This is a genomic window from Dietzia sp. UCD-THP, assembly GCF_000349585.1.
Lineage (GTDB): Bacteria > Actinomycetota > Actinomycetes > Mycobacteriales > Mycobacteriaceae > Dietzia > Dietzia natronolimnaea_A.
Map to the genome: position 1 here is coordinate 42,561 of NZ_AOSR01000013.1, position 24,282 is coordinate 66,842.

Sequence of the window (24,282 nt, forward strand, 5' to 3'; positions counted from 1 at the left end):
TGCCACGAGGGCTGCCGGACGGCGGCGCCCCGAAGGGATGGTGACCGTGGTCACGGCGACTCGCCCGGACGACGCAGAACGGGTGCTCGGCGCACTCCGCCGCCATCTCGACGAGCGGCGGCGGGTGGTGTCCGGGGTCGACGACCGTGTCGACGCCCTCGCGGGACGGTTGTCGGACTTCGTCCTCAACGGTGGCAAACGGATCCGACCCCGTTTCGGCCTGGCCGGGTGGTCGGCCGCGAGCCCGGCGGACGCGACGGTCCCGGATGAGATCATCACGGCCTGCGCGGCACTCGAATTGATCCAGGCCTGCGCCCTCATCCACGACGACATCGTGGACGCCTCGGACACCCGTCGCGGCCGACCGACGGTCCATCGTTCGATCGAGGCGGCACACCGGGACCTGGGATGGTCCGGTGACCCCGCCCGATACGGCGTGTCGCAGGCGATCCTCGTCGGGGACCTGGCCCTGGCCTGGGCGGACGAGATGTTCGTGACCTCGGGCGTCGACCCCGCCGCGCTCGGCCGCGCACTGGAGCCGTGGTACGCCATGAAGACCGAGGTGCTCTCGGGGCAGATGCTGGACATCCTGGCCGAGTCCTCCGGTGCGACCGACGAGGAGACGCCGGCCCGGGTCAACCGCTTCAAGACGGCCGCCTACACCGTCGAGCGGCCCCTGCACATCGGTGCCGCGCTCGCCGGGGCGGCACCGGACACCGTCACGGCGCTGCGCGAGTTCGGGGTGGCCGTGGGGCAGGCCTTCCAACTCCGTGACGACATGCTCGGCGTCTTCGGGGATCCGGAGGTGACCGGCAAGCCGTCCGGGGACGACCTCAGGGAGGGCAAGCGGACCCTCCTGCTCGCCCGCGGTACGGCGCTGGCGACGGCCGGGGAGGCGGACTTCCTGCTCTCGGTCCTGGGCACCGATCTCGCCCCCGCCGAACTCGAGCGCGCCCGCCGGATACTGGTGGACTGCGGTGCGGTGGCCTCCGTCGAGGCGGAGATCGACACCTTCACGGTCCGGGCCCTGGACGCGATCGGTTCCGACGCGGTGAGCGAGCACGGTCGGGTCACACTCCGCGCCCTGGCCGAGGCCGCCACCCGTCGACGGTCGTGACGGTGGCGCCGGAACCGACCCCGGGGGCCGTGGCGTCCCACGAGTCGGATGCGTCGGCGCCGGCGCGCGCCGCCGCGAGCGCCCGCTCGCTCACCTCCTCCGCGCGCTCGGCCCTCACCGGGCCCTGCGGCCCCGCGCTGTACCGGGGGATGCTCGGGTCCGGGCTCCTGACGCTCGGGGGCTTCGGCGCCGGAGCGCTGCCGGTGGACGGTGGGCCCGCCGTCGCCGTCGGCCTGCTCGGGTTCACTTTCGGTCACGGTGAGATCCTGGCGCTGGCGCTGTGCTGGATCGGCATCGCGCTGCTCTTCAGCGGCTGGCTGGCGCTGGGACCGCGGGCGCTGTCCGGTCGGCTCCCCACGCGGGACGCGGTGTGGGCCACTGCGCTGTGGTCGCTTCCGACCCTGCCCGCGGTGCCGATGTTCAGCCGCGACGCCTGGTCGTACCTCGCCCAGGGGGCGATGGCCGCCGCGGGCGTCGATCCCTACGAGTTCGGTCCCGAGGCCAACCCGGGCGCGTTCTCGGACGAGGTCAGCCCCGACTGGCGGTCGACCGCCACCCCGTACGGACCGCTCCACCTGCTGCTCATGAGGGGCGTGGTGGCCGTGTCCGGCGGCAACCCGGCGGTGGGGGTCGTCATCCTGCGCGTCGCGGTGTTGTCCGCACTGGCCGCACTGACCGTTCTGCTCGTCATGGCCGCTCGCCGGGCCGGTGTCGACGCGGCGGCCGCGGTCTGGCTGGCGTGCGCGTCGCCACTCGCGGTGATCCACCTGGCGGGCGGGCTGCACAACGAGATCTTCCCGCTCGTAGCCTGCCTCGGGGCGGTCGTCCTCACCCTCGACGGGCGGGCGACCTGGGCGGGGGCGGCTATCGGGATCGCGGTGGCTTTCAAGGCGACCGCCGTGATCGTGGCCCCGTTCCTGCTGTGGATCGCGCTGTCGCGACGCCGCGAGGACAAGGCTGTCGCCAGACCGACCCTCCGGGCGCTCGGCGACACGGCGCTCGCCGCGGCGGTCGCGATCGGTGTGCTCGGGCTGACCACCCTCGCGTCCGGTACCGGAATCGGGTGGTTCGACGCGATCGCCGTGTCCGACAGGGTGATCAACTACCTCAGCGCTCCGACGGCGGTTGCGCATCTCATCCACGCGGTCACCGACTCCCCCGGGTTCGAGGATGTGCTGGCGGTGGCCCGGCAGGTCGGGCGGGTGGCCCTCGCCGTGGCGCTGGTGGCCGTGTGGTGGCTCCATCGCCGGGACCGGATGACGGCGCTGCGGGGAATCATGCTGGCGCTGCTGGCCTTCGTCGTACTGAACTCACTCGCCTGGCCCTGGTACTACGTGTGGGTGGCCGCGTTCTGGGTCCTCGCGAGGCCGGGGCCACGAGCCACCACCGCCGCCGTCGGGGCGACCGTGTTCCTGGTCATGGCGATAGGACCCAACGGATCGACCAGCCTCTACAGTCCGGTGCTCTCCGGGGTCGCGGTGCTCGCCTCACTGGCGGTGGCCTGGTGGTGGTGGCGGGCCACCGACGCCGATCAGAACGCCATCGCCTGAGCGCGCCGGATGACCTCCCGGGCGCGGTGACCATGGAGTGCGTCGGCGGGCCGCCCCGGCAGGCTGTCGTCCTCTGTGAAGAGCCACCGCAGGATCTCCTCGTCGCGGTAGCCGCCGTCTCGCAGGACCGAGACGAGTCCGGGCAGGAACCGCACCACCTCGTCGTCGTCGTCCAGGAAGACCGCGGGGACCACCACCACGCCGCCACGCCGGACGGCGATCAGTCCCCCTTCGCGGAGCAGGTCGTGCACACGGGTGACCGGGATCCCCAGTCGACTCGACACCTCGGGCAGATTGATCGTCTCGACGTCACCGGGTAGGACGTCATCACAGTGCGGAACGGTACTCACGGTGACCACGTTAGTCCCGGCGAGGCCCGGCGGTCACCACCGCGGGGACCCCTGCCGGGCGCACCGCCCGGTCGCGTGCCGATATCGCGACGCCGGCGGGCAGAATGGTCCCCATGACCACTCACGACGGGCAGCTTCCAGGGCCGGGCACGGTGCTCGACGGGCGCTACCGGCTCGACGCCGTGATCGCCCGGGGCGGGATGTCGATCGTCCACCTGGCCACCGACGAACGGCTCGACCGTCACGTCGCCGTCAAATTGTTGGACCCCGCCCTCGCCGGAGACCGCGCCTTCGTCGACCGGTTCACCCTCGAGGCACGCTCGGCCGCGCGACTGTCCGACCCGGGCATCGTCCAGGTCTTCGACCAGGGGGTCGAGGGGGACACCGCCTTCCTCGTCATGGAACTGGTCCCGGGCGGGACCCTGCGCGAGCTCCTCGACGAACGCGGGCCCATGCCCCCCTACGCGGCCGCCGCCGTACTGCGCCCACTGCTCGGGGCACTGCGCGAGGCTCACTCTGCCGGGTTGGTGCACCGCGACATCAAGCCCGAGAACGTCCTCATCTCGACGACCGGCGCGGTCAAGCTCGCCGACTTCGGCCTCGTCCGTGCGGTGGCCGAGTCCAGAGCGACCTCCCGGAGCGTGGTGATGGGCACCGCCGCCTACCTGTCCCCCGAGCAGATCTCCGGCACCGACACCGATGGACGCTCCGACCTCTACTCCCTCGGCGTCCTCGCCTACGAGATGCTCACCGGGCAGCCCCCGTTCAACGGGGACAACTCGATCGCCGTGGCCTACCGTCGCCTGGACACCGACGTCCCCGCCCCGTCCGACCAGTCCGATTCCGTGGCGGAGGATCTCGACCACCTGATCCTCCGGGCGACACGCCGCAGCCGCGAGGACCGGTACCCGGACGCCGCGGAGATGCTCGACGACCTCGACCGGGCCGCCGAGATCGGACGGTTCCCCACGTACGTCGTCCCTGCACCGCAGCAGTCGTCCTGGTCCAGGGCCCGGGCTGCCGCCGCCCGGTCGGCGCCCGACGGCGCGGCCGAGTTCGACGCCGCTGATCGCGAGAGCGGTGAGGCACTCGGCCGCGGTGACGGACCGGTGCCGACGCGGGTGCACACGAGGGTGGGCCTCGATGCGGCTCCTCCGACCCCGCCCGCCGGGGCCCACCATGCCCGGGGGGAGGTCGAACCGGTCCCCGACCGGTCGCCTGTCCGTCCGCGCCGCAAACTCGGCCTGCTCTGGCTGCTCGTCGTGCTCGCGCTCGCCATCGTCCTGGCCGTGGCCGGATGGTGGCTCGGGTCCGGCCGATTCGTCACCGTCCCGGCGGTGCAGGGGATGTCGGTGGGTCAGGCCACCGACGCCGTGAACGCGGTGGGGTTGTCGGCCACCACCCGTGACGCGTTCAGCAACGACGTGCCCCGGGCGGGACTGGTCGGGACCGATCCCGAGGCGGGGGCCCGCGTGCCCCGCGGTGACCCGGTGGCGGTCCTGGTCTCCGTGGGACGGCCGGTCGTGCCCGAGGTGGGCGCCGGGCGCGATGTCGACACCGTCTCGGCCCTGCTGCGGGAGAACTCTCTCGAACCGGTCCGCGGCGGGACCGAGCACTCCGACTCGGTCCCGGTCGGGCAGGTGGTGGCTCTGGAACCACGGTCCGGTACCACTGTCGACGTGGGGACCAGGGTGTCGATGGTGACCAGTTCGGGGCCCGCTCCGGTGAGCGTCCCCGATGTCGCGGGCCTCGAGGAGGACCAGGCCCGGGCCGCGCTGGAGGGATCCGGGCTCTCCGTGTCGGAGGTCCGCCGGGTCTACGACGACGAGGTGGACGGCGGGCTCGCCGTGGGCACCGACCCCGACGTCGGAACGGACGTGGCCCGCGGGGACGGCGTGACGCTGCTGATCTCCAACGCCCTCACCGTCCCCGACATCAGGGACGTACCGGTGGACGAGGCCACCGACGTGCTCACCAGGGCCGGTTTCACGATCGTCCGCCAGGCGCCGGTCACCGACCGCCGCATCGCCGATGGCCGGGTGGTCAGCACCGACCCGCCCGCCGGCCGGAGGCTGGATCCCGCCAACGCCGTACTGCGGATCGTCCCGTCGAATGCGGTGACCGTCCCCGTCGTCCTGGGGTCCCGGGCCTCCGACGCCCGGCAGACTCTCCGCGAGGCCGGGCTCGAGCCCACCATCGACTCGGGGTCACCGAGCGGGATCGTCTACGGTCAGAACCCGCTGCCCGGGCGAGTCGTGGCCCGGGGCAGCGAGGTCGAGATCGACGCACTGGGCTGAGTCCGCCGGACCCGTGGCCCGGTGCGGACCCGGCTCAGTGGCGGAGCATCTCCGCGACCAGGTAGGCCAGTTCGAGAGACTGCTGGGTGTTGAGCCTCGGGTCGCAGGCGGTCTCGTACCGTCCGGCGAGGTCGAGATCCGAGATATCCTGGGCGCCTCCCAGGCACTCGGTCACGTCCTCGCCCGTGAGCTCGATGTGGATCCCGCCCGGGTGCGAACCGAGGGCGTGGTGGACCTCGAAGAAGCCCTGGACCTCGTCGATGATCCGGTCGAAATGTCGGGTCTTGTAGCCGTTCGACGTGGAATGGGTGTTGCCGTGCATCGGGTCGCACTGCCAGATGACCTTGTGCCCCGACGCCTCGACGGCCTGCACGATCGGGGGGAGGGCGTCCCTGACCTTGTCGTTGCCCATACGGGAGACCAGGGTCAGACGTCCGGGACGGTTGCGCGGATCGAGCTTCTCCACGTACTCCACCGCGAGTTCCGGGGTCGTGGAGGGGCCGATCTTCAGTCCGATCGGGTTCTCGATGAGCGAGGCGAAGGCCACGTGGGCGTCGTCGATCCCGCGGGTGCGCTCCCCGATCCACAGGAAGTGTGCCGAGAGGTCGTACAGCCCCTGCTGCGCGTCGCCCGTGAGTCCCGTGCCGTCGTCGGCCAGGCGCAACATCGCGCGCTCGTAGTCCAGGACCAGCGCCTCGTGGGAGGAGAAGATGTCCGCCGACCGCAGGTTGTGGTCGGCGACCCCACAGGCGTCCATGAACCGCAGTCCGCGGTCGACCTCCGCGGCGAGCGCCTCGTATCGCGCCCCCGCGGGGGAACCGGCGACGAACTCCATGTTCCATTCGTGCACGCGGTGCAGGTCCGCCGTGCCCGACGCCGTGAGCGACCGGACGAGGTTCATGGCCGCGGCGGCGTTGGCGTAGGCCCGGACCAGGCGGGACGGGTCGTGCTCACGAGTGGTCTCGTCGGCGTCGAACCCGTTGACCATGTCCCCGCGGTAGGACAGCAGGCCGGTGGCGTCCCGATCGGCGGAGCGCGGCTTGGCGTACTGGCCGGCGATCCTGCCGACCTTGACCACCGGCATGGAGGCGCCGTAGGTCAGGACGACGGACATCTGGAGGAGCGTGCGGATCACGCCCTTGATGTGCGGCTCGGTGTTGGCCTCGAAGGTCTCCGCACAGTCCCCGCCCTGGAGGAGGAAGGCGCGGCCGTGCGCGACGTCGGCCAACCGGTCAGACAGGTGCTCGACCTCCGAGGCCACGCAGATCGGTGGCACACTCTCGAGGACCTTGCGCATCGCCGCAGCGTGATCGGCATCCCACGACGGTTGCTGCAGCGCGGGTCGCGACAGTGCGTCCGCCAGCAGCCGGTCGAGGTCCGCCGAGAGCGGGGGGAGGTCGGGAAGCTGCGCGATGTCGACGTCGACTGTCCAGTTGCTCACCCGGCGAGGATACGCCACCGGCACCCTCGCGGACCTCAGAGGCCCAGGTGGGGTGCTGTCGCGGCGATCGCCCGGAACCTCATCGCCGCATGACGCGCATCACCGAGGGCGTCGTGGGCTCCGCCGGGGTGTGCGGGCAGATCCGGCTGCCCGGCGAGCTCCCACAGCTGGCGCACATCCCGGGTGAATCTCGGCATCGCCGCCGGGAGTTCGGTCATGTCCCCCCAGAGCTGGCACACGGCGACGTGGTCATACGCCCCGATCCATGCCCACAGCTCCACCGGACCGGAGACCGGCGCGGTGACGAAGTCGTACAACTCGTCGCGGATCGACGCGCGCGAACTCCACGCCGCCGACGAGGGATTGGGAAGCTTCGGCAGGACGTTGCGTCTGACCCATGGCCCGGCCTTCGCCGGATCGAACTCCGTGGAGACCGCGTAGAACTCACGTCCGTCCTCGGCCACCACCCCCACCGAGACCAGGTCGATGGTGGTGCCGTCCTCGATGAACTCGCAGTCGTAGAAGTAGCGCACCGGCGTCAGCGCTGCCCCTCGACGGGAGCGTCGAGGAGGTTTCGTCCCGACTTCCGGACCGCCTCGTAGCGCTTCTTCATCTCCGCGCCGTAGACGTCCGGGACATACTCCTGACCCGTCAGCGACTGGATACGCCGCATGAACTCGTCGGTGATCTCGCGCTCGGCCACGCGGTCCCCCTCCCGACCGGCCCACGGCGTCAGGTCGAGCGGTTCCCCGATCATCACGCGGACCGGGGTCCGACGATGCGGTCGGGTGACCTTGCGGATGTAGTCACCCGTCCCGACCACCCCCACCGGGATGATCGGGACCCCCGCGCGCAGCGCGAGCCGGGCCGGCCCCGTCTTGCCCCGGTACAACCGCCCGTCCGGGGTGCGGGTTCCCTCCGGGTAGACGCACAGGATCTGACCCGAGGACAGGACCTCCATGCCCGCGTCGAGCGCCGCCTGCGCTGCGTCCGCATTGGTCCGGTCGATCGGGTACTGACCGGTCCCGGCGAAGAACCACCGGCTGAGCGCACCGCGGATCCCGCTGCCCGTGAAGTAGTCGCTCTTCGCCAGGAAGGTGACCCGCCGGGGAAGGAGCAGCGGGGTGAACAACCAGTCGCCCACCGACTCATGATTGCCCACCAGGACCGCTGCCCCGTTCGCCGGGAAGTTCTCCTCACCGGTGAGGACCGTCCGACTGGTCATCCGCAGGAAAGGCCCGATGATCACGTACTTGAACAACCAGTACAGCACCTGGGTCACCGGTCTTTCTCATAGTTGGGAGGTCGACGAAAGCGGATACTACCCGGATCGGTCCGCGAATCCGGACGGGACGAGATTCGGCGGCCAGAGCTCGGGATCCGGGACGAATCCGGCGACCACGGCACCCGCCACCGGATCATGGTGCGACGCGACGAGGGTGCACCGGGACAGCAACGCGGGAAGTCGCAGCACCGTCCGGACGCCGGCGAACTCCAACCGGAGGCCGTCGCCCTCGATCGAGGGCGGCGTCGTCGGCGGTGCGGGCACCGGGAACTCCGCCCGGTAGCCACCGTTGCCGTCCGCGGACACGACGGGGGTGACCGCGCCGCGGGCGAGTGCCGCCAGAGCCGCCGTGCGGTCCGGAGCACCGCCGACGACGATCACCTCGACCGGCCCGGCGAGGAACGTCGAGACCTCCCCGGCCAGGAGGGACAACCGGTGCGCCTCGCGGGTCCGGGTGTCGGCGCGGTCCCCGGCCGCCATGGACGCGAACCGGACGTGCGCGGGCCACCGGGACTCCACGAACCCGGCCAGCTCCCCCGCTGCTGAGAGCCGCCGGACGGCCGCCAGATCACCGTCGAGGTCCACCATCACCACATCCCACACCCCCGCGGCGGCCGCCCGCCGGGCGTACTCCCATCCCAGTACCGCGGCGAGGGGGGCGTCACTTCCGGTGGCCAGGGCCGCGAGCACCTCGTCCTCCGGGTCCACGGCACCCGACCTGTACGCCTCGAGTCTCGCGGTGGCGTCGTCGGCGCGGACCTCCACGGGCCCCTCGTCGGTCGTGTCCAGTCGGGGATCGACCGAACCGGGGTCCCCGGTCAGGATGAGAGCGGTCCCACCGGCGTCCACCAGGTAATCCGCCACCGCCGCGGACCTGTCCGCCGGGTCGCCCCCCAGAACGATCACGACCCTCGACCCGGTCACCTCGACTCGGTCCGGCGTTTGAGCTCACGGAGGGCCTCGGAGAGGATCCGCCGCTCGGCCCGGTCGCGGAGCCGACCGATCACCGGCACCACGAGCTCGATCTCCAACTCGTAGTCGACCCGGGTCCCGCCGTCGACGGGCTCGAGTCGATAGGAGCCCTTCTGCGCGCGCTGGAGAGTAGAACTCTCCAGGCGCCACTCGACGGCCCTGTCGTCCGCCGACCAGGAGTAGACGAGGACGTAGTCGTCGACGATCGCGCCGGCCTCCAGTGCGAACCGGACCCGGTCGGGCCGGCCGTCCGCGCCGATCGAGAGGACCTCGGCGACCCGGATCGACGTGGACCATTCCGGATACGAGTCGAAGTCCGAGATGACGGCCATCACGTCCTCGACCGTCGCCTCGATCACGGTGGAGTCGCTGGTCGGCCACAGCTCGGGGGCGCCGTTGTCCTCACTCATATCCCCAGCTTCACATATCTCCCGCCGGGATGCGCTCTCCGGCTGACGCCCGGGCGCACGGGTGGCGTGGATGCCGTCCGCCCCCGGGGATAGTGTGTCCTCACTGCGATTAGACCATCGATCGTCTCCACCAGGAGGACCCTTTGCGCGAATACGTCGCCGCCCCCGCCACATTCACCGTCCCCGACGACTGGTCCTGTGCCCAGTCGGCGTACGACCGGGCGGAGCGGACTCCGGACAACGTGGCCTTCCAGCGTCCGGTCGACGGACGGTGGACCGATGTCACCAACCGGGAGTTCGCCGACACGGTCCGCCTGGTGGGTCGGGGCCTGGTCGCCCGCGGGATCGGGGCCGGGGACAGGGTCGCCCTCCTGTGCTCGACGCGATACGAGTGGAACGTGATCGACTTCGCGATCTGGGCGGCGGGCGCGGTCACGGTACCCGTCTACGACAGTTCGTCCGCAGAACAGATCCGCTGGATCATGGAGGACTCGGGCGCTCGGCTCATCATCGTCGAGAAGGAGACCCACGCCGCGACCACCCGCGAGGGGATCGCCGACCTGGAGGGGCCCCCCGACATCCTGGTGATCGAGGGTGAGACCTCCGCGTTGGACCTTCTCCTCGCCGGGGCGACCGACGTCGCCGACGCGGTGCTCGACGAACGTCGCGCCGGGGTGAGCGCGTACTCCCCCGCGACGTTGATCTACACCTCAGGCACCACCGGGCGACCCAAGGGGTGCATGCTCACCCACCGCAACTTCATGTCCGAGGCCCTCGCCCTCCTCGAGACCCCGTTCAACCAGTACCTCCGGCAGGACGCGACCACGGTCATGTTCCTTCCCCTGGCCCACGTGCTGGCCCGCGCCGTCACCTACGCGGGGTTCCACGCCGGCGTCCGGATCGCCCACTCGTCGGACCTGACGAATCTCGTGGACACGTTCTCCGAGATGCGGCCCCACTACATCCTGGCCGTCCCGCGCGTGTTCCAGAAGGTCTTCAACAAGGCCCAGGCCACCGCCCAGGACGGCGGTGCCTTCAAGGCGTGGATGTTCGACAAGGCCACCGACACCGCCGTCGCCTACTCCAAGGCCAACCGCGGTGGACGGGTGGGGCCGCTGCTCAGGCTCCGCCACGCGCTGTTCGCCAGACTCGTCTACGCCAAACTCGTCACCGCACTGGGTGGACGCTGTGAGATCGCCATCTCGGGTGGCGCGCCGCTCGGCGAACGCCTGGCCCACTTCTTCGACGGCATCGGTGTCAACATCTTCGAGGGGTACGGACTCACGGAGACCTGCGCGGCGATCGCGGTCAACACCCCCGGTCAGATGCGTATCGGGAGCGTCGGCCAGCCACTACCCGGGTGCGCGGTCCGGATCGCCCCGGACGGCGAGGTCGAGGTGAACGGCCCGGTGGTGACCTCCGGCTACTGGCGCAACGAGCGTGCGACCGCCGAGGCCTTCTCCGACGGCTGGTTCCGGACCGGGGACCTCGGATCGCTGGACGAGGACGGCTACCTGACGATCACCGGCCGCAAGAAGGAGATCATCGTCACCGCGGGTGGCAAGAACGTCGCTCCGAACCAGCTCGAGGACGCGCTCCGGGCGGACCCGCTCGTCGCCGAGGCCGTGTGCGTGGGCGACGGGAAGCCGTTCATCTCGGTGCTGCTCACCCTCGACCCCGAGGCGCTGGACCGGTGGAAGGCTCACCATGACAAGACCGGTTCACTGTACGAGCTGCTGCGGGACGCGGACATGATCGAACATCTCGACCAGGCGATGTCGCGGGCCAACAGCACCGTCTCCCACTCGGAGGCCATCAAGAAATATCACGTGCTCCCCGACCAGTTCACCGAGGAGACCGGGGAGCTCACCGCCTCGCTCAAGGTCAAGCGAAACGTGGTGCACCAGAAGTTCGCGGCACAGATCGAGGACTTCTACAGCTGACGTACCCAGCCCGATCCACGCCCGGATCGGGAGTCGATCGCACGCTAGTCCCCGGAGAGCACTCGCCGCATGTCGCGCGCGAGGTCTTCCCATCGCCAGGAGTCGAGAACCCAGGTGCGGCCGCGGACACCCATCGACGACGCGCGTGGCCGGTCCGAGAGCAGACCGGCCACGGCGTCGACGATCTCGCCCGTCGAGGTCCCGTCCACCAAGAGCCCGGTGGTCCCGTCCAGGACGGTCTCCGGGGCTCCGCCGCTTCGGCCGGCCACGACGGGGACGCCGCAGGCCGAGGCCTCCAGGTACACGATCCCCAGCCCCTCCACGTCGAGTCCCCCACCCCGGGTGCGGCAGGGCATGGCGAACACGTCCGCCATCCGGTGGTGGTCGACGATCTCGTCCGCCCGGATCCGGCCGGTGAAGATCACCCGGTCCGACACCCCGTGCCTGCGGGCCAGACCCTCCAGCGTCCGCCGGTACGGGCCACCCCCGACGACGACGAGGACCGCTCCCGGGACGCGGCGGGCGATCTCGGGCAACGAGCGGATGAGCGCGTCCTGCCCCTTCCTCGGGACGAGGCGGGAGAGACACACGATCACCTCACGGTCCGCCACCCCGTAGCGCTCGCGGATCGACCTGCGGCGGACGGGATCGGGCCGGAACCTGTCCGTGTCGACTCCCCCGGGCTGGTGCACGAGCCGCGCGTGCGGGCCGAACGCCGCCGCGACGCGTCGTCTCGTGTACTCACTCACGTAGGTGACGGCGTCCGTGGACTCTCCGATCATCCTGAGCACCTGCCGCGAACCAGGCAGCATCGACCACCCCACCTCGTGACCGTGGGTGCTGGCGACGATGCGGGTGACGGGACCCTCCCGCAGGACGGGTGCCATCGCGGCCAGGGGTGCCGCCGCACCGAACCACACCGTGCTCGCCCCGAAGTCCGAGGCCAGTCTCCGGGCCCGCTTCGCGAGATCCGGAGTGGGCAGAAGCATCTCCGTCGGGACCCGCTCGACCAGATAGGGGCGGGAGTCGTCGTACTCGATCGAGTCCCGGCCCCGGAACGTCGAGGCGAGGACCGCCACGTCCTCCGGGTCCAGGTGCGCCAGGTAGGTCTCCAGGTATGACTGGATACCACCGGGCCGCGGCGGGTAGTCGTTGGTGATCAGCAGGGTCTTCGTCATCACATCCGAGACTGCCACACCGCCCGGGGATCTCCTGCCCGGCGCCCATGGGTCAGTAGCGACGGATCCCGCTGATCGGCATGGCGTCGACCTTCTCGAGCTTGACCGGCACCCCGTAGGTCGGCGCGTGGAGCACGAGTCCGTCGCCGGCGTACATGCCGACGTGGGTCGCACCCGCGTAGTAGATGACGAGGTCTCCGGGTCGGATGTCCGCCATCGCGACGGGCGCCCCCGCCACCGCCTGCGCCTGACTCGACCGGGGAAGCGCCTTGCCCTCCTGCGCGTATGCCCACACCATGAGGCCGGAGCAGTCGAACTCGGACGGTCCGGTCGCCCCCCAGGAGTACGGGGCACCCAGCCGGGTGAGGGCCACGTTCAACGCGGCCGTGTTGACACCGTCGATCGCCGGGGCGACGTACCCCGGGGGCACCAGGGGACCGCCGGCCCAGAGTGCACGCTGCGCGTCGGAGAGAGCGTCCACACGACGCCTCACCTCGTCGATCCGCACCCTCATCTCGTCCGACCGCCGATCGAGGTCGTCCGCGCGTCGCTGGGCGTCCCGGGCCGAGGCGCGCGCGACCTCCGACGCAGCATCCGCCTCCAGGCGGAGACGGGCGGCCTCCGCCGAGGCGGCCCGCGAGGAGTCGAGGGCACTGGTGGTGGCGCCCGAGAGCCGCTGCAGGGTACCGAGCCGGTCGACCAGATCTCGTGGACTCTCGGCGAGGACGGCGGCCCGGGTGGCACCGGTATCGCCCCCGCGGTAGCGGATCGTCGCGAGTCGGTCGACGAGCGACTGGTCGCGCGACGCCCCCACATCGGCGACGACGGCGAGTCCGGCGGCCACCCCGGCCTCGCGCTCGCGCCGCTGCCGTTCGGCGTCGGCCCGCTCCAGATCCGCCCGCGCGAGGTGCAGCTCCTCCCCGAGTGCCCCGGCCTCCGCGGACAGCCTCGCCAGCTCGACCAGATCCTCACCGGGGGCCTCGCCCGACGAGGCGGGTCGTTCCTGCGCGGTGTCCTGGGCCGGGCCCGCCGTACCGGTGCTCTCGGCCCCGACCGGGCCCGCCGTCCCGGGATCCACGGTCTGGGCCGACACCGTCTGGGCCGACGCCGTCTGAGCCGACACCGTCACGCCGCCGGAGCCCAGGAGGACCAAAACGACAACGGTCAGGGCGACCGACCGGACTCTCTGGGTCATGGGTAGATGCGGCGCTCTCGGATCGTGTGTCGGTGACGAACGGAGCGCGACGGATGTCGCGTCATGCTCCGTGGACGGGATAGTCGTGATCGAGATAGTACAGACGACGAACCCCGCCGACACCGGTTACGTGACCGGGGATCGGCGGGGTCCGCTGGAGAGCGTCTGCGGGACGACTCAGTAGTAGCGGGTCGCACCGTAGAAGGGCATGGAGTCCAGCGGCGCGTAGCTCACCGAGGTGCCGGAGTACGGGGCGTGGACGACCTGGCCGTTGCCGGCATAGATGCCCACGTGGCTGGCGCCGCTGTAGAACGCGACGATGTCCCCGGGCTGCAGGTCGGCCTTGGCGACCTGGGTGCCGCCGCCGATCTGGGCCTGGCTGGTACGCGGGATGGAGATTCCCGCCTCCTTGTACGCCCACGAGGTCAGGCCGGAGCAGTCGAACGAATTGGGGCCGGTGGCGCCCCAGGCGTAGGGCGAGCCGACGCGGGTGCTCGCGGCGTCGAGGATGCGCTGGCCGGTGGAGATCTCCGGCGCCGGGGTGGCGAACTCGACGGGGGCGGCCTGGGCTACCGGGACGAGGCCGGCGGGCAGGGCGATGCCCTCTGGGAGATCGACGGTGACCTGTGCGGGCACACCGGGCAGACGCAGTTCGACGGGCACGTCGACGGTCACCGGTGCGGCGGCCGCGGTCCCGGCGCCTGCGACGGCGGCGCCCGCTGCGAGCAGTCCTGCGGTGGCGACACGGCGCCCGGTCGAGCTGGCCTTGATGCTGTGGGCTCCCACGAGAGTGATTTCCTCTTTCTTCCTGGACACCGACCGGGTTAGCTGACGGGTTCGGACACGGAAGTCTGTCCTACGCCCCGACCTCTCGGCCGTCGGGCGATTCACCCCAGTGGAACGTGGTTCCCCGGTGCGCCGTGGTGGCGCTTTGGTGGCGACCCCGGCCCCCACCGGTGGGCGGGTGATGACTTCCGAGGTCTCGAAAAGGTTACGAAACCATCTCGCCGAAGTCCAGTCCATCCGCTAAGCGGCCGATTCGGCACCCACGATCTCGAGCGTCGAGACCATCCCGAGCGCCATGAGCACCTCGATCGCCGAACGCACCTCGGGCTCGAGAACATACCCGCACGACTCCTCGGAAAGTGCATCTAGCTGCACCTCTTCGGACAAGAGCACGGAGACGACACAATCCTCGCACCCGCCCGGCCGGGCCGGACACCGTGAGCAGTCCATCGAGAACATGATCTACATCACACTCCGTCCTGGGCGTGTTGCCCATTCGTTACCGGGCCGCGATTTGCGGCTCGGGGCAGACCGTAACGGCCGGGTACGACACCGCACCCCTGGGACACCCACCGCCCGCAACGGCGGCCGGTGGACTGCGGGGCGCGGACCGCGGGGTGCGGGGTGCGGGGTGCGGGGTGCGTCGGACGTCTCTGTCGGACCGGATCGTTACCGTGTGCGCCATGCCCTGCCCCCCGACTCGAGAACTGGCCCGCTCCCCGGGGGCCACGGGGGTCCAGGCCGCCTTCGACGAGCTCGAGCCGATGCTCTCCGAGGTGACGTTCGTCGTCGTCGACCTGGAGACCACCGGCACCCGGCCGGGAACGGATGAGATCACCGAGCTCGGCGCGGTCCGGGTACGGGGTGGCGAGGTCCGGGCCGAGCTGTCCACCTTCGTCGCCATCAACGGCCCGCTGCCGGGGCACATCAGCAGGCTCACCGGGATCGCACCCGTCGATCTCGTCGGGGCCCCTGCACTCGGTGAGGTGATGGCGACGTTCCTGGAGTTCTCCCGCGGCGCCGTGCTGGTCGCCCACAATGCCCGGTTCGACCTCGGATTCCTCCGCGCCGCCGCCGAGTCGACCGGCCACCAGTGGCCCGATCCTCCGTCGGTGTGCACCCTCGCCCTGGCCCGACGCATCCTCCATCGAGGCGAGACCCGTGGGCACCGCCTCGGCGAACTCGCCTCCCATCTGGGATCGACCGTCGAGCCGAACCACCGGGCGCTCCAGGACGCCCGCGCCACCGTCGACGTCCTCCACGCACTGATCTCCAGGGTCGGCGACTGCGGGGTGTCGACGCTCACCGAGCTCCGTTCCTATGACGGTCGCCTCGCCCCCGCGGTCCGGCGCCGGGCCTCCCTGACCGAGTCGCTCACCACCGGCCCCGGCGTCTACCTGTTCCGCGACGCGTCGGGCGGCGCGCTGTACGTGGGGTCGTCCATATCGGTCCGGCGCAGGGCCCGCTCCTACTACTCCGGAGCCGATCCGCGCGGCAGGATGCGGTCGATGGTCGGCCTGGCCGAGAGCGTCGAGTCGGTGCCGTGCGCGCACCTCCTGGAGGCGTGGACCGTCGAGGAGCGGCTCATCGACTCGCTACAACCGCCCTACAACCGACGGTCCAGGTCTCCACGCCGAGGATGGTGGCTCTCCCCGCCGTCGGGACGTGCGATCCGGGGGCACGTCACGCGGGCCCCGGAACACCCGTTCGCCCTCGGACCTTTTCGGAGAGCCGAGGACGCCAGGGCCGCATGGCTGGATCTGGCGGATGCCGCCGGTTCGCCACCCGGCGACGAGGAATGGGAGGCACTGGTCACCGGCCGGGACTCCACGGCCGTGAGGGCGATGGTCGACCGGGTCGACTCGCTCGCCGCGGGCGGAGCCTTCGAGCGCGCGGCCCGGCTGCGAGATCGCGCGGCGGCGCTGGTCCGGACCCTCGCCAGGCACCAGGAGCTCTCCGCCACCGCGGGCCTACGCGAGCTCGTCCTGGCCCAACCCGCGCCCGGGCGCACCTGGGCGGTGGCGGTCGTGCGTCACGGTCGTCTCGCCGGTTCGGGGACGGTGCCCGCCGGAGCAGCTCCCCTGCCAGTGATCGACTCGCTCAGGGCGGGCGCCACGACAGTGCAACCCGGCCCCGGGCCGTTCGCCGGAGCCAGCGCCTCGGACATCCGCAACGTGCACAGGTGGATCGATTCCGGACCCACCCGCATCGTGTCGGTCACGGGGTGCTGGGCCCTGCCCGTCGACGGTGCCCACACACTCGCCGAGTGGGCGGATCGAGCCGAGCAGGCGGCGTCGGCGAGAAGTGGAGCGGGTGTCAGGACCGTGCGGCGCTGAAGGCCGCCCACCTGTCCAGGAGTCGGGCGGCCTCGCCGTCGTCGACCGCCTTCGCGGCGCGCTCCACTGCCGACCTCATCGCCGGCACGAGGTCCGCACCCCGCTCGAGACCGTCGAACGCCACCAACGCCGCCGCGGAGTTGAGCAGCACCGCGTCCCTGACGGGACCTCTCACTCCCGACAGGAGCTCCCGGGCCACCGCCGCGTTGTGTCTCCCGTCGCCCCCGCGCAGTTCCTCGACCGCGCACGTGGCCATCCCGAAGTCCCCGGGCGCGATCTCGTCCTCGTCCACGTGGCCGTCTGCCACCCGCAGCACGCGGGTTGGTCCGGTCATCGTGATCTCGTCGAGGCCATCGGAGCCACGCACCACCAACGCCGATCTACCGCGGAGCGCGAACACCTCGGCCATCACGGGCATGAGGCGCTCGAACGCGCACCCGATGAGGTTGGCCGTGGGCGCTGCGGGGTTGGTGAGTGGCCCCAGAACGTTGAACACCGTGGGGATCCCGATCTCCCGGCGGGGTGCGGCGGCGAATCGGAGCGCCGGATGGAACACGGGCGCGAAACAGAAGGCCACACCCACCTCGTCCACGCTCCGTGCGACGTCCTCCGGTCCCAGGTCGATCGCGACGCCGAGAGCCTCGAGGACATCGGCCCCTCCGCTCTTCGAGGACGCCGCACGGTTGCCGTGCTTGACCACGGGCACCCCGCAGGCGCTCACGACGAGAGCGGACATCGTCGAGATGTTGACCGTTCCCTGTCGGTCGCCACCGGTCCCGACGATGTCGACGCAGGGCCGGGAGGTCGGAACCCGACGGGAGTAGTCCAGCATCGTCGAGGACAGGGCGTCGAGTTCCGGGCCCGTCACACCCTTCATGTCGAGCGCGACGCCGAACGCAGCGATCTGGGCGTCCGTCGCGAGACCCTCCATGATCCGGGACATCGCCCAGCGGGCGTCAGCCGGTTCCAGGTCCCGGCCCGACGTGAGCGTGCCGAGTACCCCGGGCCAGGACCGGCCCTCGTCGAACGCTGCAGAACTCCCCACGTGTCCCGACCTCTCTCTGGATCCCGGCGGCCCGCCAACCTCGGGACCGCGCACCGACAATCGTGCCACCAGCCACCCCACCGGTGCCCGCGGACTCCCATCTCCGGGCCCCTGAGGTCGACCGCCAGAAAGGCTGAGAAGCCCCTGATACCCCTGCACGGGGTGCGTCGTCGGACGCCGTTCCCGGGAGTTCTAGGAACGACCTGCGAAAACACTGTGGGGACACGCCGAAATCGGGGGTCCCTGCAGCCTCCGCCCACCTCAGGGGTCATACTTGGCCTCGTGACGAGCGCAGTGGATAACTCAGGATCGGCGATGGCTCAGCGCGTTCATTCGCTGAACCGTCCGAACATGGTCAGTGTGGGCACCATCATCTGGTTGTCCCAGGAGTTGATGTTCTTCGCGGGACTGTTCGCGATGTACTTCGTCTCCAAGGCGAACTCGGGAGGTGACTGGCCCTCCTACCCGACTCACCTCAACGTCCCGTTCGCTCTGACCATCACGGCGATCCTCGTGGCGTCCTCGGTCACCTGCCAGATGGGCGTCTTCGCCGCCGAGCAGGGGGACGTCTTCGGCCTCCGCCGCTGGTACATCATCTCGGCCCTGATGGGCACGGTCTTCCTCATCGGGCAGGCCTACGAGTACTACGAGATGTACCTCGAGGGCACCACGATCTCGTCCAGCGTCTACGGCTCGGTCTTCTTCATCACCACCGGTTTCCACGGCCTCCACGTGGCGGCCGGCGTCCTCGCGTTCGTCGTCCTCGTCATGCGGACGACCATGTCCCGGTTCACTCCCGCCCAGGCCACGGCGGCCATCGTCGTGTCGTACTACTGGCACTTCGTCGACGTGGTCTGGATCGGCCTCTTCGTCACCATCTACTTCATTCAGTAGTCAGCTGGCCGCAGGACGCTGCGTCCAGCAGGTCCCAACTCCAAAGGGAACTCACAATGAACTCACCTCACCCACCCGCTGCGGACACGCCGTCGCCGGAGCCCGCGGTGAACCCGGCACGTCCGGCCTCGTCGAAGCGTCGCCGCAAGGCGACCGGCGCGCTCGTCATCGCCGCCGGTCTGCTCGGTGCCGGGGCCATCGCCACGGCGGTCGTCCCCGAGCCCCAGGTGGCAACGGCCCAGCAGGACCAGGCCGCGCTCATCGCCGAGGGCAAGTCGATCTACGACGTCGCGTGCATCACCTGCCACGGGCAGAACCTGCAGGGTGTCGAGGACCGTGGTCCGTCGCTGGTCGGCACGGGCGCGGGGGCGACCTACTTCCAGGTCCACTCCGGCCGTATGCCCGCCGCCAACAACGAGGCCCAGGCCGAGCGGAAGAAGCCGCGCTACAGCGAGCACCAGATCATCGCGCTCGCGGCGTACGTCGACCTCTTCGGCGGTGGCCCCGAGATCGTCACCGATCCCGACGGTTCGATCGCCCAGGAGTCGCTCCTGGGCGCCTCGGGCGAGGCCCGGGCCGAGGAGATCGCGCGTGGTTCCGAGCTCTTCCGCCTCAACTGCGCCTCCTGCCACAACTTCACCGGTCGCGGTGGCGCGCTGTCGGCGGGCAAGTACGCCCCGATTCTCGATCCTGCCAACGAGCAGGAGATCTACCAGGCGATGCTCACCGGGCCGCAGAACATGCCCAAGTTCTCGGACCGGCAGCTCACCCCTGACGAGAAGAAGGACATCATCGCCTACATCAGGGACACGGACTCCAAGGTCTCGCCCGGCGGTTACGCGCTCGGCGGGCTCGGCCCCGTGACCGAAGGTGTGGCCATCTGGCTAGTCGGCATCGTCGCCCTCATCGGTGCGACCCTCTGGATCGGATCCCGTTCATGAGTGAGACCCCCAAGAACCCGTCCGCCGCGGACCTCGACCGGATGAGCGACGCCGAGCTCGTCCGGTTGGGAACCGAACTCGACGAGGTCGACGTCCGATTCCGGGAGGGCCGGTGGCCGGAGGGTGTCACCACCCGAGCCGAGAAGCGCGCCGCACGCGTCGTCACCACGTGGTTCGCGCTGTCCGCGGTCCTCGCGCTCGCCTTTGCCGTGATCTACATCGCCTGGCCGTGGGAGTACCGCGGGCAGGGCGAGGACGGCTACTGGCTCTACATGATGTACACGCCCCTCCTCGGCCTGACGATCGGGCTGTCGATCCTGTTCCTGGGCTTCGGGGCCGTGCAGTTCACCAAGAAGTTCATCCCCGAGGAGATCTCGGTCCAGACCCGCCACGACGGGCCGTCCGAGGACATCGACCGTCGGACGATCGTCGCAGGACTCAACGACTCCTGGAAGACCTCGACCCTCGGTCGCCGCAAGGTCATGGGCGGGTTCCTCGGTGCGAGCGTGGCGCTCATCGGGCTGTCGGCGATCCTGCCTCTCGGTGGCATGATCAAGAACCCCTGGCGCCGCGGGGAGATGACCATCGCCGGAGACGGCACCCTGCACACCACCGGATGGACCCTCGCCTCGGACACCCGACCGGACGGACTCCCGGCCGAGAAGGTGTACCTCGGTCGCGACACCGGCAAGGTCTTCCCTGACGGACATCCCCCCGCGGGCGAGGGGCGGCTGGAACGGATCCACGTCGAGGACCTGGCGGCCGGCGGGCTCGAGTCGGTCTTCCCGCTACCCGCGAGCGCGCTGGGCGACTTCGAGGAGCACATGCACTCGATTCACGGGGCCCGGAACTCGGTCATGTTGATCCGTTTCCGCCCGGCCGACTCGGCCAAGGTGATCAAGCGCAAGGGCCAGGAGAACTTCAACTACGGCGACCTCTACGCCTACTCTAAGATCTGCACACACCTCGCATGCCCCACCTCACTGTACGAGCAGCAGACGCACCGCTTCCTCTGCCCGTGCCATCAGTCGCAGTTCGACGCGCTCGAGTACGCGAAGCCGATCTTCGGCCCCGCCGCGCGCGCACTGCCGCAGTTGCCCATCGCGGTTGACAGCGAGGGATACCTCGTCGCCAACGGTGACTTCATCGAGCCGGTCGGACCTGCCTTCTGGGAGCGTCGTTCATGAGTAACAACACCAAACTCGCGGAGGTCGGGAACAATCTCGACTCGCGATACACCATGGCCAAGGGCATGCGCCGGCAGATCAACAAGGTCTTCCCCACGCACTGGTCCTTCCTGCTGGGCGAGATCGCCCTGTACAGCTTCATCATCCTGCTGATCTCGGGTGTGTACCTCACGCTCTTCTTCGACCCGTCGATGTCGAAGGTGATCTATCAGGGCGCCTACGCTCCCCTCAACGGTATCGAGATCTCCCGGGCCTACGAGACCGCGCTCAACATCTCGTTCGAGGTCCGTGGCGGGCTCTTCGTCCGTCAGATCCACCACTGGGCGGCGCTGCTCTTCGTCGCCTCGATGGTCGTCCACATGATCCGGATCTTCTTCACCGGCGCGTTCCGTCGCCCGCGTGAGGCCAACTGGGTCATCGGCTGTGTACTGCTGCTGCTGGGTATCGTCGAGGGCTTCCTCGGCTACGGCCTGCCGGACGACGTCCTGTCGGGTACCGGTATCCGGATCACCTCGGGCATCATCGTCGGACTCCCGGTCATCGGGACCTGGATGCACTGGATGATCTTCGGCGGGGACTTCCCCGGCGATCTCCTGATCCCGCGCTTCTACATCCTGCACGTGCTGATCATCCCCGCCATCATCCTGGCGCTCATCGCCGCGCACCTCGCGCTGGTCTGGTACCAGAAGCACACGCAGTTCCCCGGGCCCGGCCGCACGGAGAACAACGTCGTCGGCGTCCGCATCCTCCCGGTCTTCGCGGTCAAGTCGGTCGCCTTCGGCGCCATCACCGTCGGCATGCTCATGCTCTTCTCCGGCATGTTCACGATCAACGCCATATGGAATCTGGGGCCATACAACCCGTCCCACATATCCGCCGGCTCGCAACCCGACTGGTACATGCTGTGGACCGAGGGTGGCGCCCGCGTGATGCCAGCGTGGGAGATCTACCTGGGCAACTACACCATTCCCGCAGTGCTCTGGGTCGCGGTGATGCTCGGCGCGATGGTCGCGATCATGTTCCTGTACCCATGGATCGAAGCCAAGCTCACCGGCGACACCGCGCACCACAACCTGCTCCAGCGTCCGCGCGACGTGCCGGTTCGTACCGCGGCCGGTGTCATGGCCATCACGTTCTACGTGATCCTGGTGTTGATGGGATCCAACGACCTCATCGCCTATCACTTCAACATCTCACTGAACGCCACTACATGGGCGGGCCGGATCGGCCTGATCCTCCTGCCGCCGCTCATGTACTTCTTCACCTACAGACTCTGCCTGGGCCTTCAGCGGGCTGACCGGGAGGTTCTGGAGCACGGAATCGAGACCGGCATCATCATGCGGATGCCGCAGGGTGAGTTCGTCGAGGTCCACCAGCCGCTCGCAGGGGTTGACGAGCACGGTCACGCGGTGCCGCTCGAGTACGCCGGTGCCAAGGTGCCCACGAAGATGAACCAGCTCGGTGCCGCTGGTCGCCCCCCGCGGGGTGCACTGACGGCGGACCCGGCCGACGAGGTCCACATGCTCGACGAGTCCGATCACGGCAAGCACGACCGGGAGCACTCGATGCTCACCACGTTGCAGGAGGAGAACCGTACTCGTCGCCACGACGAGCACTGATCCGCCTAGGACATACGACCGCGGGCCGGGCCTCCGAGAGGAGGTTCCGGCCCGCGGTCGTGTCGGCTCGTCGCCGGGTGGAGGGCCCCCGGTTCAGGGAGTGATGGTTCAGTGAGCGAGGGCGCCCGGATCCACTGCGAGCGTGTCACCGGCCATGTCGGCCACGGCCCGGAAGGCCATCGTCATGCCCGACCCCAGGGGCACCCCGGGGCCGGGGTACGCCTCGCCTGACACCGAGGCCGAGGAGTTGCCCGCGGCGTACAGACCCGGGATCGGTGCGCCGTCGGTATCCAGGACGGCCCCGTCGTGGTCGGTCACCGCGCCCCCCTTGGTGCCCAGATCCCCGAGCACGAGACGTACCGCGTGGAAGCGCTCGCCTTCGAGTGGCCGCAGGCACTCCTCCGGTGTAGACGCACCGAGGAAGAAGCGGCCATAGGGGTCCTCGCCCCGGCCGAAGTCCTCGTCCTTCCCCCGGGCGGCGAAACTGTTGTACCGGGCAACGCTCTCACCCAGGACGACCTCGTCGACGCCGATGGCCTCCGCGAGCTCCGCGATCGATCCAGCGGTGTGCCAGAGCCCTGCCTGACGGTGCTGATCGGGATCGGGGCCGGGGACGCAGATCGCCGGGTACCCGCCCGCTTCGGCGTCGTCGAAGACGAGCCAGAACTCCTCGCCGGCACCGTCGTCCATCCGAGCGTGCATACGCCGGCCCATCTGGTCGTACGGCAGGAGTTCGTTGGCGAATCGCCGACCGGTGCCGTCGACGATGATCCCGGAACGGACACCGAGCGTGAATGCGGCGTGGCCGTTCGGGAACAGAGTCGCCGGGCACCACCACGACTGGTCGAGCAGGTCCAGTCGGGCTCCGACCTGGTCGAACATGCGGACGGCGTCACCTGTACCGGTATCCGGATGGGATGCAGACCACGCGGCGGTCGGCATCCGCTGCCACCGACGCCGCAGATCCATCGACCGCTCGAAGCCACCTGCGGCCACGAGCACACCGCGCCGTGCACCGATCGATCGCGACCCCGAGGCGTCGCGCACCTCGACCCCCACGACCCTCCCGCCGTCGTCGCGCAGGAGCCGCTGTGCCGCCGTCGACAGCCGGAGCTCCGCGGCCTCCATGGCGTCCAGCGCCAGCACGAGTCGGGCCACCCAGGCGCGGCCACCCTCCACTCTGGTGGGGTGCTCCGGGGCCCCGAACTGGTCCGAGGGGACCGAGGCGCGGATGTCGCCCACGCGCTCGCCCACCTCGTCGACAGTGATCGGTTTGGGATAGATGCTCCGGCCCGTCTGCTGGCGACCGGGTGCGTCGAAGTAGTCCGGGAACGCCTGGAACCGCATGGGGATCCCCAGGGTGTCCAATAGATGGTCGACGACCATCGGGCCGGTGTTGAGGTACGCGTCTTGTAGGTCGGGGTCGGTCCGGTCGCCCACCACGGCACGGAAGTAAGTTCTGCCCGTCTGGACGGAGTCCTCCACCCCGTCGCGCGCGAGCACCCGGTTACCGGGCAACCACACCGCGCCTCCGGAGTACGCGGACGTGCCGCCGAAACGTTCCGTCTTCTCGACGAGGCACGTCGCCATGCCGCGGGACGCCGCCACGGCCGCCCCGAAGAGGGCCGCGACGCCTGAACCCACCACGACGACGTCGAACTCCGTCTCGCCCCTGCTGTCCTGCTCCCCCACGGGCTCTCCTCGTCTCGTCGTCTCCGGGCTTCCGATCCGGCAGT

At 70.1% G+C, this 24,282-nt stretch carries 21 protein-coding genes and 1 riboswitch; of the genes, 9 read left to right on the forward strand and 12 right to left on the reverse strand.

Going from position 1 to position 24,282, the window contains the following annotated elements:
- Positions 1-37: 37 nt before the first annotated feature.
- Both H483_RS22670 and mptB read left to right on the forward strand, forming a co-directional pair.
- On the forward strand, positions 38-1,117 hold the full coding sequence (locus tag H483_RS22670) for a polyprenyl synthetase family protein (RefSeq protein WP_017835543.1): 1,080 nt from the start codon (positions 38-40) through the stop codon (positions 1,115-1,117).
- Between the two features lie 2 nt (positions 1,118-1,119).
- The gene (mptB, locus tag H483_RS22675) at positions 1,120-2,667 is read left to right on the forward strand and encodes a polyprenol phosphomannose-dependent alpha 1,6 mannosyltransferase MptB (RefSeq protein ID WP_238556206.1); all 1,548 of its coding nucleotides are present in this window, start codon (positions 1,120-1,122) and stop codon (positions 2,665-2,667) included.
- On the opposite strand, the gene H483_RS22680 is transcribed toward mptB, so the two are convergent.
- Positions 2,649-3,017 (reverse strand): Rv2175c family DNA-binding protein, encoded by a 369-nt coding sequence (locus H483_RS22680; protein ID WP_031264471.1) that lies wholly within the window; start codon positions 3,015-3,017, stop codon positions 2,649-2,651. The genes mptB and H483_RS22680 overlap by 19 nt on opposite strands.
- Positions 3,018-3,130: 113 nt before the next feature.
- Between H483_RS22680 and pknB the strand changes: the two genes are divergently transcribed.
- Complete coding sequence (gene pknB / locus H483_RS22685; RefSeq protein ID WP_042328836.1) at positions 3,131-5,314, forward strand: Stk1 family PASTA domain-containing Ser/Thr kinase; 2,184 nt, start codon at positions 3,131-3,133, stop codon at positions 5,312-5,314.
- 34 nt (positions 5,315-5,348) lie between these two features.
- Here pknB and H483_RS22690 read toward each other — a convergent pair whose 3' ends face one another.
- Genes H483_RS22690 through H483_RS22710 form a run of 5 tightly spaced genes read right to left on the reverse strand, consistent with a single transcriptional unit; the run spans position 5,349 to position 9,422 of the window.
- Positions 5,349-6,755 carry a class II 3-deoxy-7-phosphoheptulonate synthase gene (locus H483_RS22690; RefSeq protein WP_017835547.1) on the reverse strand — a complete coding sequence of 469 codons (1,407 nt, stop codon included), beginning with the start codon at positions 6,753-6,755 and terminating at the stop codon, positions 5,349-5,351.
- A gap of 35 nt (positions 6,756-6,790) precedes the next feature.
- Complete coding sequence (locus H483_RS22695; RefSeq protein ID WP_017835548.1) at positions 6,791-7,288, reverse strand: polyadenylate-specific 3'-exoribonuclease AS; 498 nt, start codon at positions 7,286-7,288, stop codon at positions 6,791-6,793.
- 5 nt (positions 7,289-7,293) lie between these two features.
- The gene (locus H483_RS22700) at positions 7,294-8,037 is read right to left on the reverse strand and encodes a 1-acyl-sn-glycerol-3-phosphate acyltransferase (RefSeq protein ID WP_017835549.1); all 744 of its coding nucleotides are present in this window, start codon (positions 8,035-8,037) and stop codon (positions 7,294-7,296) included.
- 39 nt (positions 8,038-8,076) lie between these two features.
- Positions 8,077-8,946, reverse strand: a complete 870-nt coding sequence (locus tag H483_RS22705) for a hypothetical protein (RefSeq protein WP_238556207.1) — start codon at positions 8,944-8,946, stop codon at positions 8,077-8,079.
- 14 nt (positions 8,947-8,960) lie between these two features.
- Complete coding sequence (locus H483_RS22710) at positions 8,961-9,422, reverse strand: SRPBCC family protein (RefSeq protein WP_017835551.1); 462 nt, start codon at positions 9,420-9,422, stop codon at positions 8,961-8,963.
- 143 nt (positions 9,423-9,565) lie between these two features.
- On the opposite strand from H483_RS22710, the gene H483_RS22715 reads away from it, so the two are divergent.
- Positions 9,566-11,365 carry a long-chain fatty acid--CoA ligase gene (locus tag H483_RS22715; RefSeq protein WP_017835552.1) on the forward strand — a complete coding sequence of 600 codons (1,800 nt, stop codon included), beginning with the start codon at positions 9,566-9,568 and terminating at the stop codon, positions 11,363-11,365.
- Positions 11,366-11,409: 44 nt separating this feature from the next.
- On the opposite strand, the gene H483_RS22720 is transcribed toward H483_RS22715, so the two are convergent.
- The 4 genes from H483_RS22720 to H483_RS22735 all read right to left on the reverse strand — a co-directional run bounded on the left by H483_RS22720 (position 11,410) and on the right by H483_RS22735 (position 14,917).
- Positions 11,410-12,543, reverse strand: a complete 1,134-nt coding sequence (locus H483_RS22720; RefSeq protein ID WP_017835553.1) for a glycosyltransferase family 4 protein — start codon at positions 12,541-12,543, stop codon at positions 11,410-11,412.
- Between the two features lie 52 nt (positions 12,544-12,595).
- Positions 12,596-13,738: an NlpC/P60 family protein gene (locus tag H483_RS22725; RefSeq protein ID WP_017835554.1), complete on the reverse strand. Its 1,143-nt coding sequence runs from the start codon at positions 13,736-13,738 to the stop codon at positions 12,596-12,598.
- 177 nt (positions 13,739-13,915) lie between these two features.
- Positions 13,916-14,524, reverse strand: coding sequence for a C40 family peptidase (locus H483_RS22730; RefSeq protein WP_017835555.1), 609 nt, complete (start codon positions 14,522-14,524; stop codon positions 13,916-13,918).
- Positions 14,525-14,537: 13 nt separating this feature from the next.
- A riboswitch (cyclic di-AMP (ydaO/yuaA leader) is annotated at positions 14,538-14,685 on the reverse strand.
- Between the two features lie 79 nt (positions 14,686-14,764).
- The gene (locus tag H483_RS22735) at positions 14,765-14,917 is read right to left on the reverse strand and encodes a hypothetical protein (RefSeq protein WP_238556208.1); all 153 of its coding nucleotides are present in this window, start codon (positions 14,915-14,917) and stop codon (positions 14,765-14,767) included.
- A 290-nt stretch (positions 14,918-15,207) separates the two neighbouring features.
- Between H483_RS22735 and H483_RS22740 the strand changes: the two genes are divergently transcribed.
- Complete coding sequence (locus H483_RS22740) at positions 15,208-16,860, forward strand: DEDD exonuclease domain-containing protein (protein WP_017835557.1); 1,653 nt, start codon at positions 15,208-15,210, stop codon at positions 16,858-16,860.
- Here the strand turns inward: H483_RS22740 and trpD are convergent.
- Positions 16,841-17,905, reverse strand: a complete 1,065-nt coding sequence (trpD, locus tag H483_RS22745) for an anthranilate phosphoribosyltransferase (protein WP_017835558.1) — start codon at positions 17,903-17,905, stop codon at positions 16,841-16,843. The genes H483_RS22740 and trpD overlap by 20 nt on opposite strands.
- 282 nt (positions 17,906-18,187) lie before the next feature.
- Here trpD and H483_RS22750 point away from each other — a divergent pair, with 282 nt between their 5' ends.
- Genes H483_RS22750 through H483_RS22765 form a run of 4 tightly spaced genes read left to right on the forward strand, consistent with a single transcriptional unit; the run spans position 18,188 to position 22,546 of the window.
- A complete protein-coding gene (locus H483_RS22750; protein ID WP_031264477.1) occupies positions 18,188-18,799 on the forward strand; it encodes a heme-copper oxidase subunit III in 612 nt (203 codons plus the stop codon).
- A gap of 56 nt (positions 18,800-18,855) precedes the next feature.
- Positions 18,856-19,740 (forward strand): c-type cytochrome, encoded by an 885-nt coding sequence (locus H483_RS22755; protein ID WP_031264478.1) that lies wholly within the window; start codon positions 18,856-18,858, stop codon positions 19,738-19,740.
- Positions 19,737-20,927: a ubiquinol-cytochrome c reductase iron-sulfur subunit gene (locus H483_RS22760; protein WP_017835561.1), complete on the forward strand. Its 1,191-nt coding sequence runs from the start codon at positions 19,737-19,739 to the stop codon at positions 20,925-20,927. Before H483_RS22755 ends, H483_RS22760 begins: the two co-directional genes overlap by 4 nt.
- Positions 20,924-22,546 (forward strand): cytochrome bc complex cytochrome b subunit, encoded by a 1,623-nt coding sequence (locus H483_RS22765; RefSeq protein WP_017835562.1) that lies wholly within the window; start codon positions 20,924-20,926, stop codon positions 22,544-22,546. The genes H483_RS22760 and H483_RS22765 overlap by 4 nt, the downstream gene beginning before the upstream one ends.
- Positions 22,547-22,654: 108 nt before the next feature.
- Here H483_RS22765 and H483_RS22770 read toward each other — a convergent pair whose 3' ends face one another.
- Positions 22,655-24,238: an FAD-binding protein gene (locus H483_RS22770; protein WP_017835563.1), complete on the reverse strand. Its 1,584-nt coding sequence runs from the start codon at positions 24,236-24,238 to the stop codon at positions 22,655-22,657.
- Between the last annotated feature and the right edge of the window lie 44 nt (positions 24,239-24,282).

Bases quoted from the DNA above. Each gene is read 5' to 3' on its own strand.
- H483_RS22670 (WP_017835543.1), top strand. From the start codon at position 38: ATGGTGACCGTGGTCACGGCGACTCGCCCGGACGACGCAGAACGGGTG.
- pknB (WP_042328836.1), top strand. From the start codon at position 3,131: ATGACCACTCACGACGGGCAGCTTCCAGGGCCGGGCACGGTGCTCGAC.
- H483_RS22710 (WP_017835551.1), bottom strand. From the start codon at position 9,422: ATGAGTGAGGACAACGGCGCCCCCGAGCTGTGGCCGACCAGCGACTCC.
- H483_RS22720 (WP_017835553.1), bottom strand. From the start codon at position 12,543: ATGACGAAGACCCTGCTGATCACCAACGACTACCCGCCGCGGCCCGGT.
- H483_RS22725 (WP_017835554.1), bottom strand. From the start codon at position 13,738: ATGACCCAGAGAGTCCGGTCGGTCGCCCTGACCGTTGTCGTTTTGGTC.
- H483_RS22740 (WP_017835557.1), top strand. From the start codon at position 15,208: ATGCCCTGCCCCCCGACTCGAGAACTGGCCCGCTCCCCGGGGGCCACG.
- H483_RS22755 (WP_031264478.1), top strand. From the start codon at position 18,856: ATGAACTCACCTCACCCACCCGCTGCGGACACGCCGTCGCCGGAGCCC.
- H483_RS22760 (WP_017835561.1), top strand. From the start codon at position 19,737: ATGAGTGAGACCCCCAAGAACCCGTCCGCCGCGGACCTCGACCGGATG.
- H483_RS22765 (WP_017835562.1), top strand. From the start codon at position 20,924: ATGAGTAACAACACCAAACTCGCGGAGGTCGGGAACAATCTCGACTCG.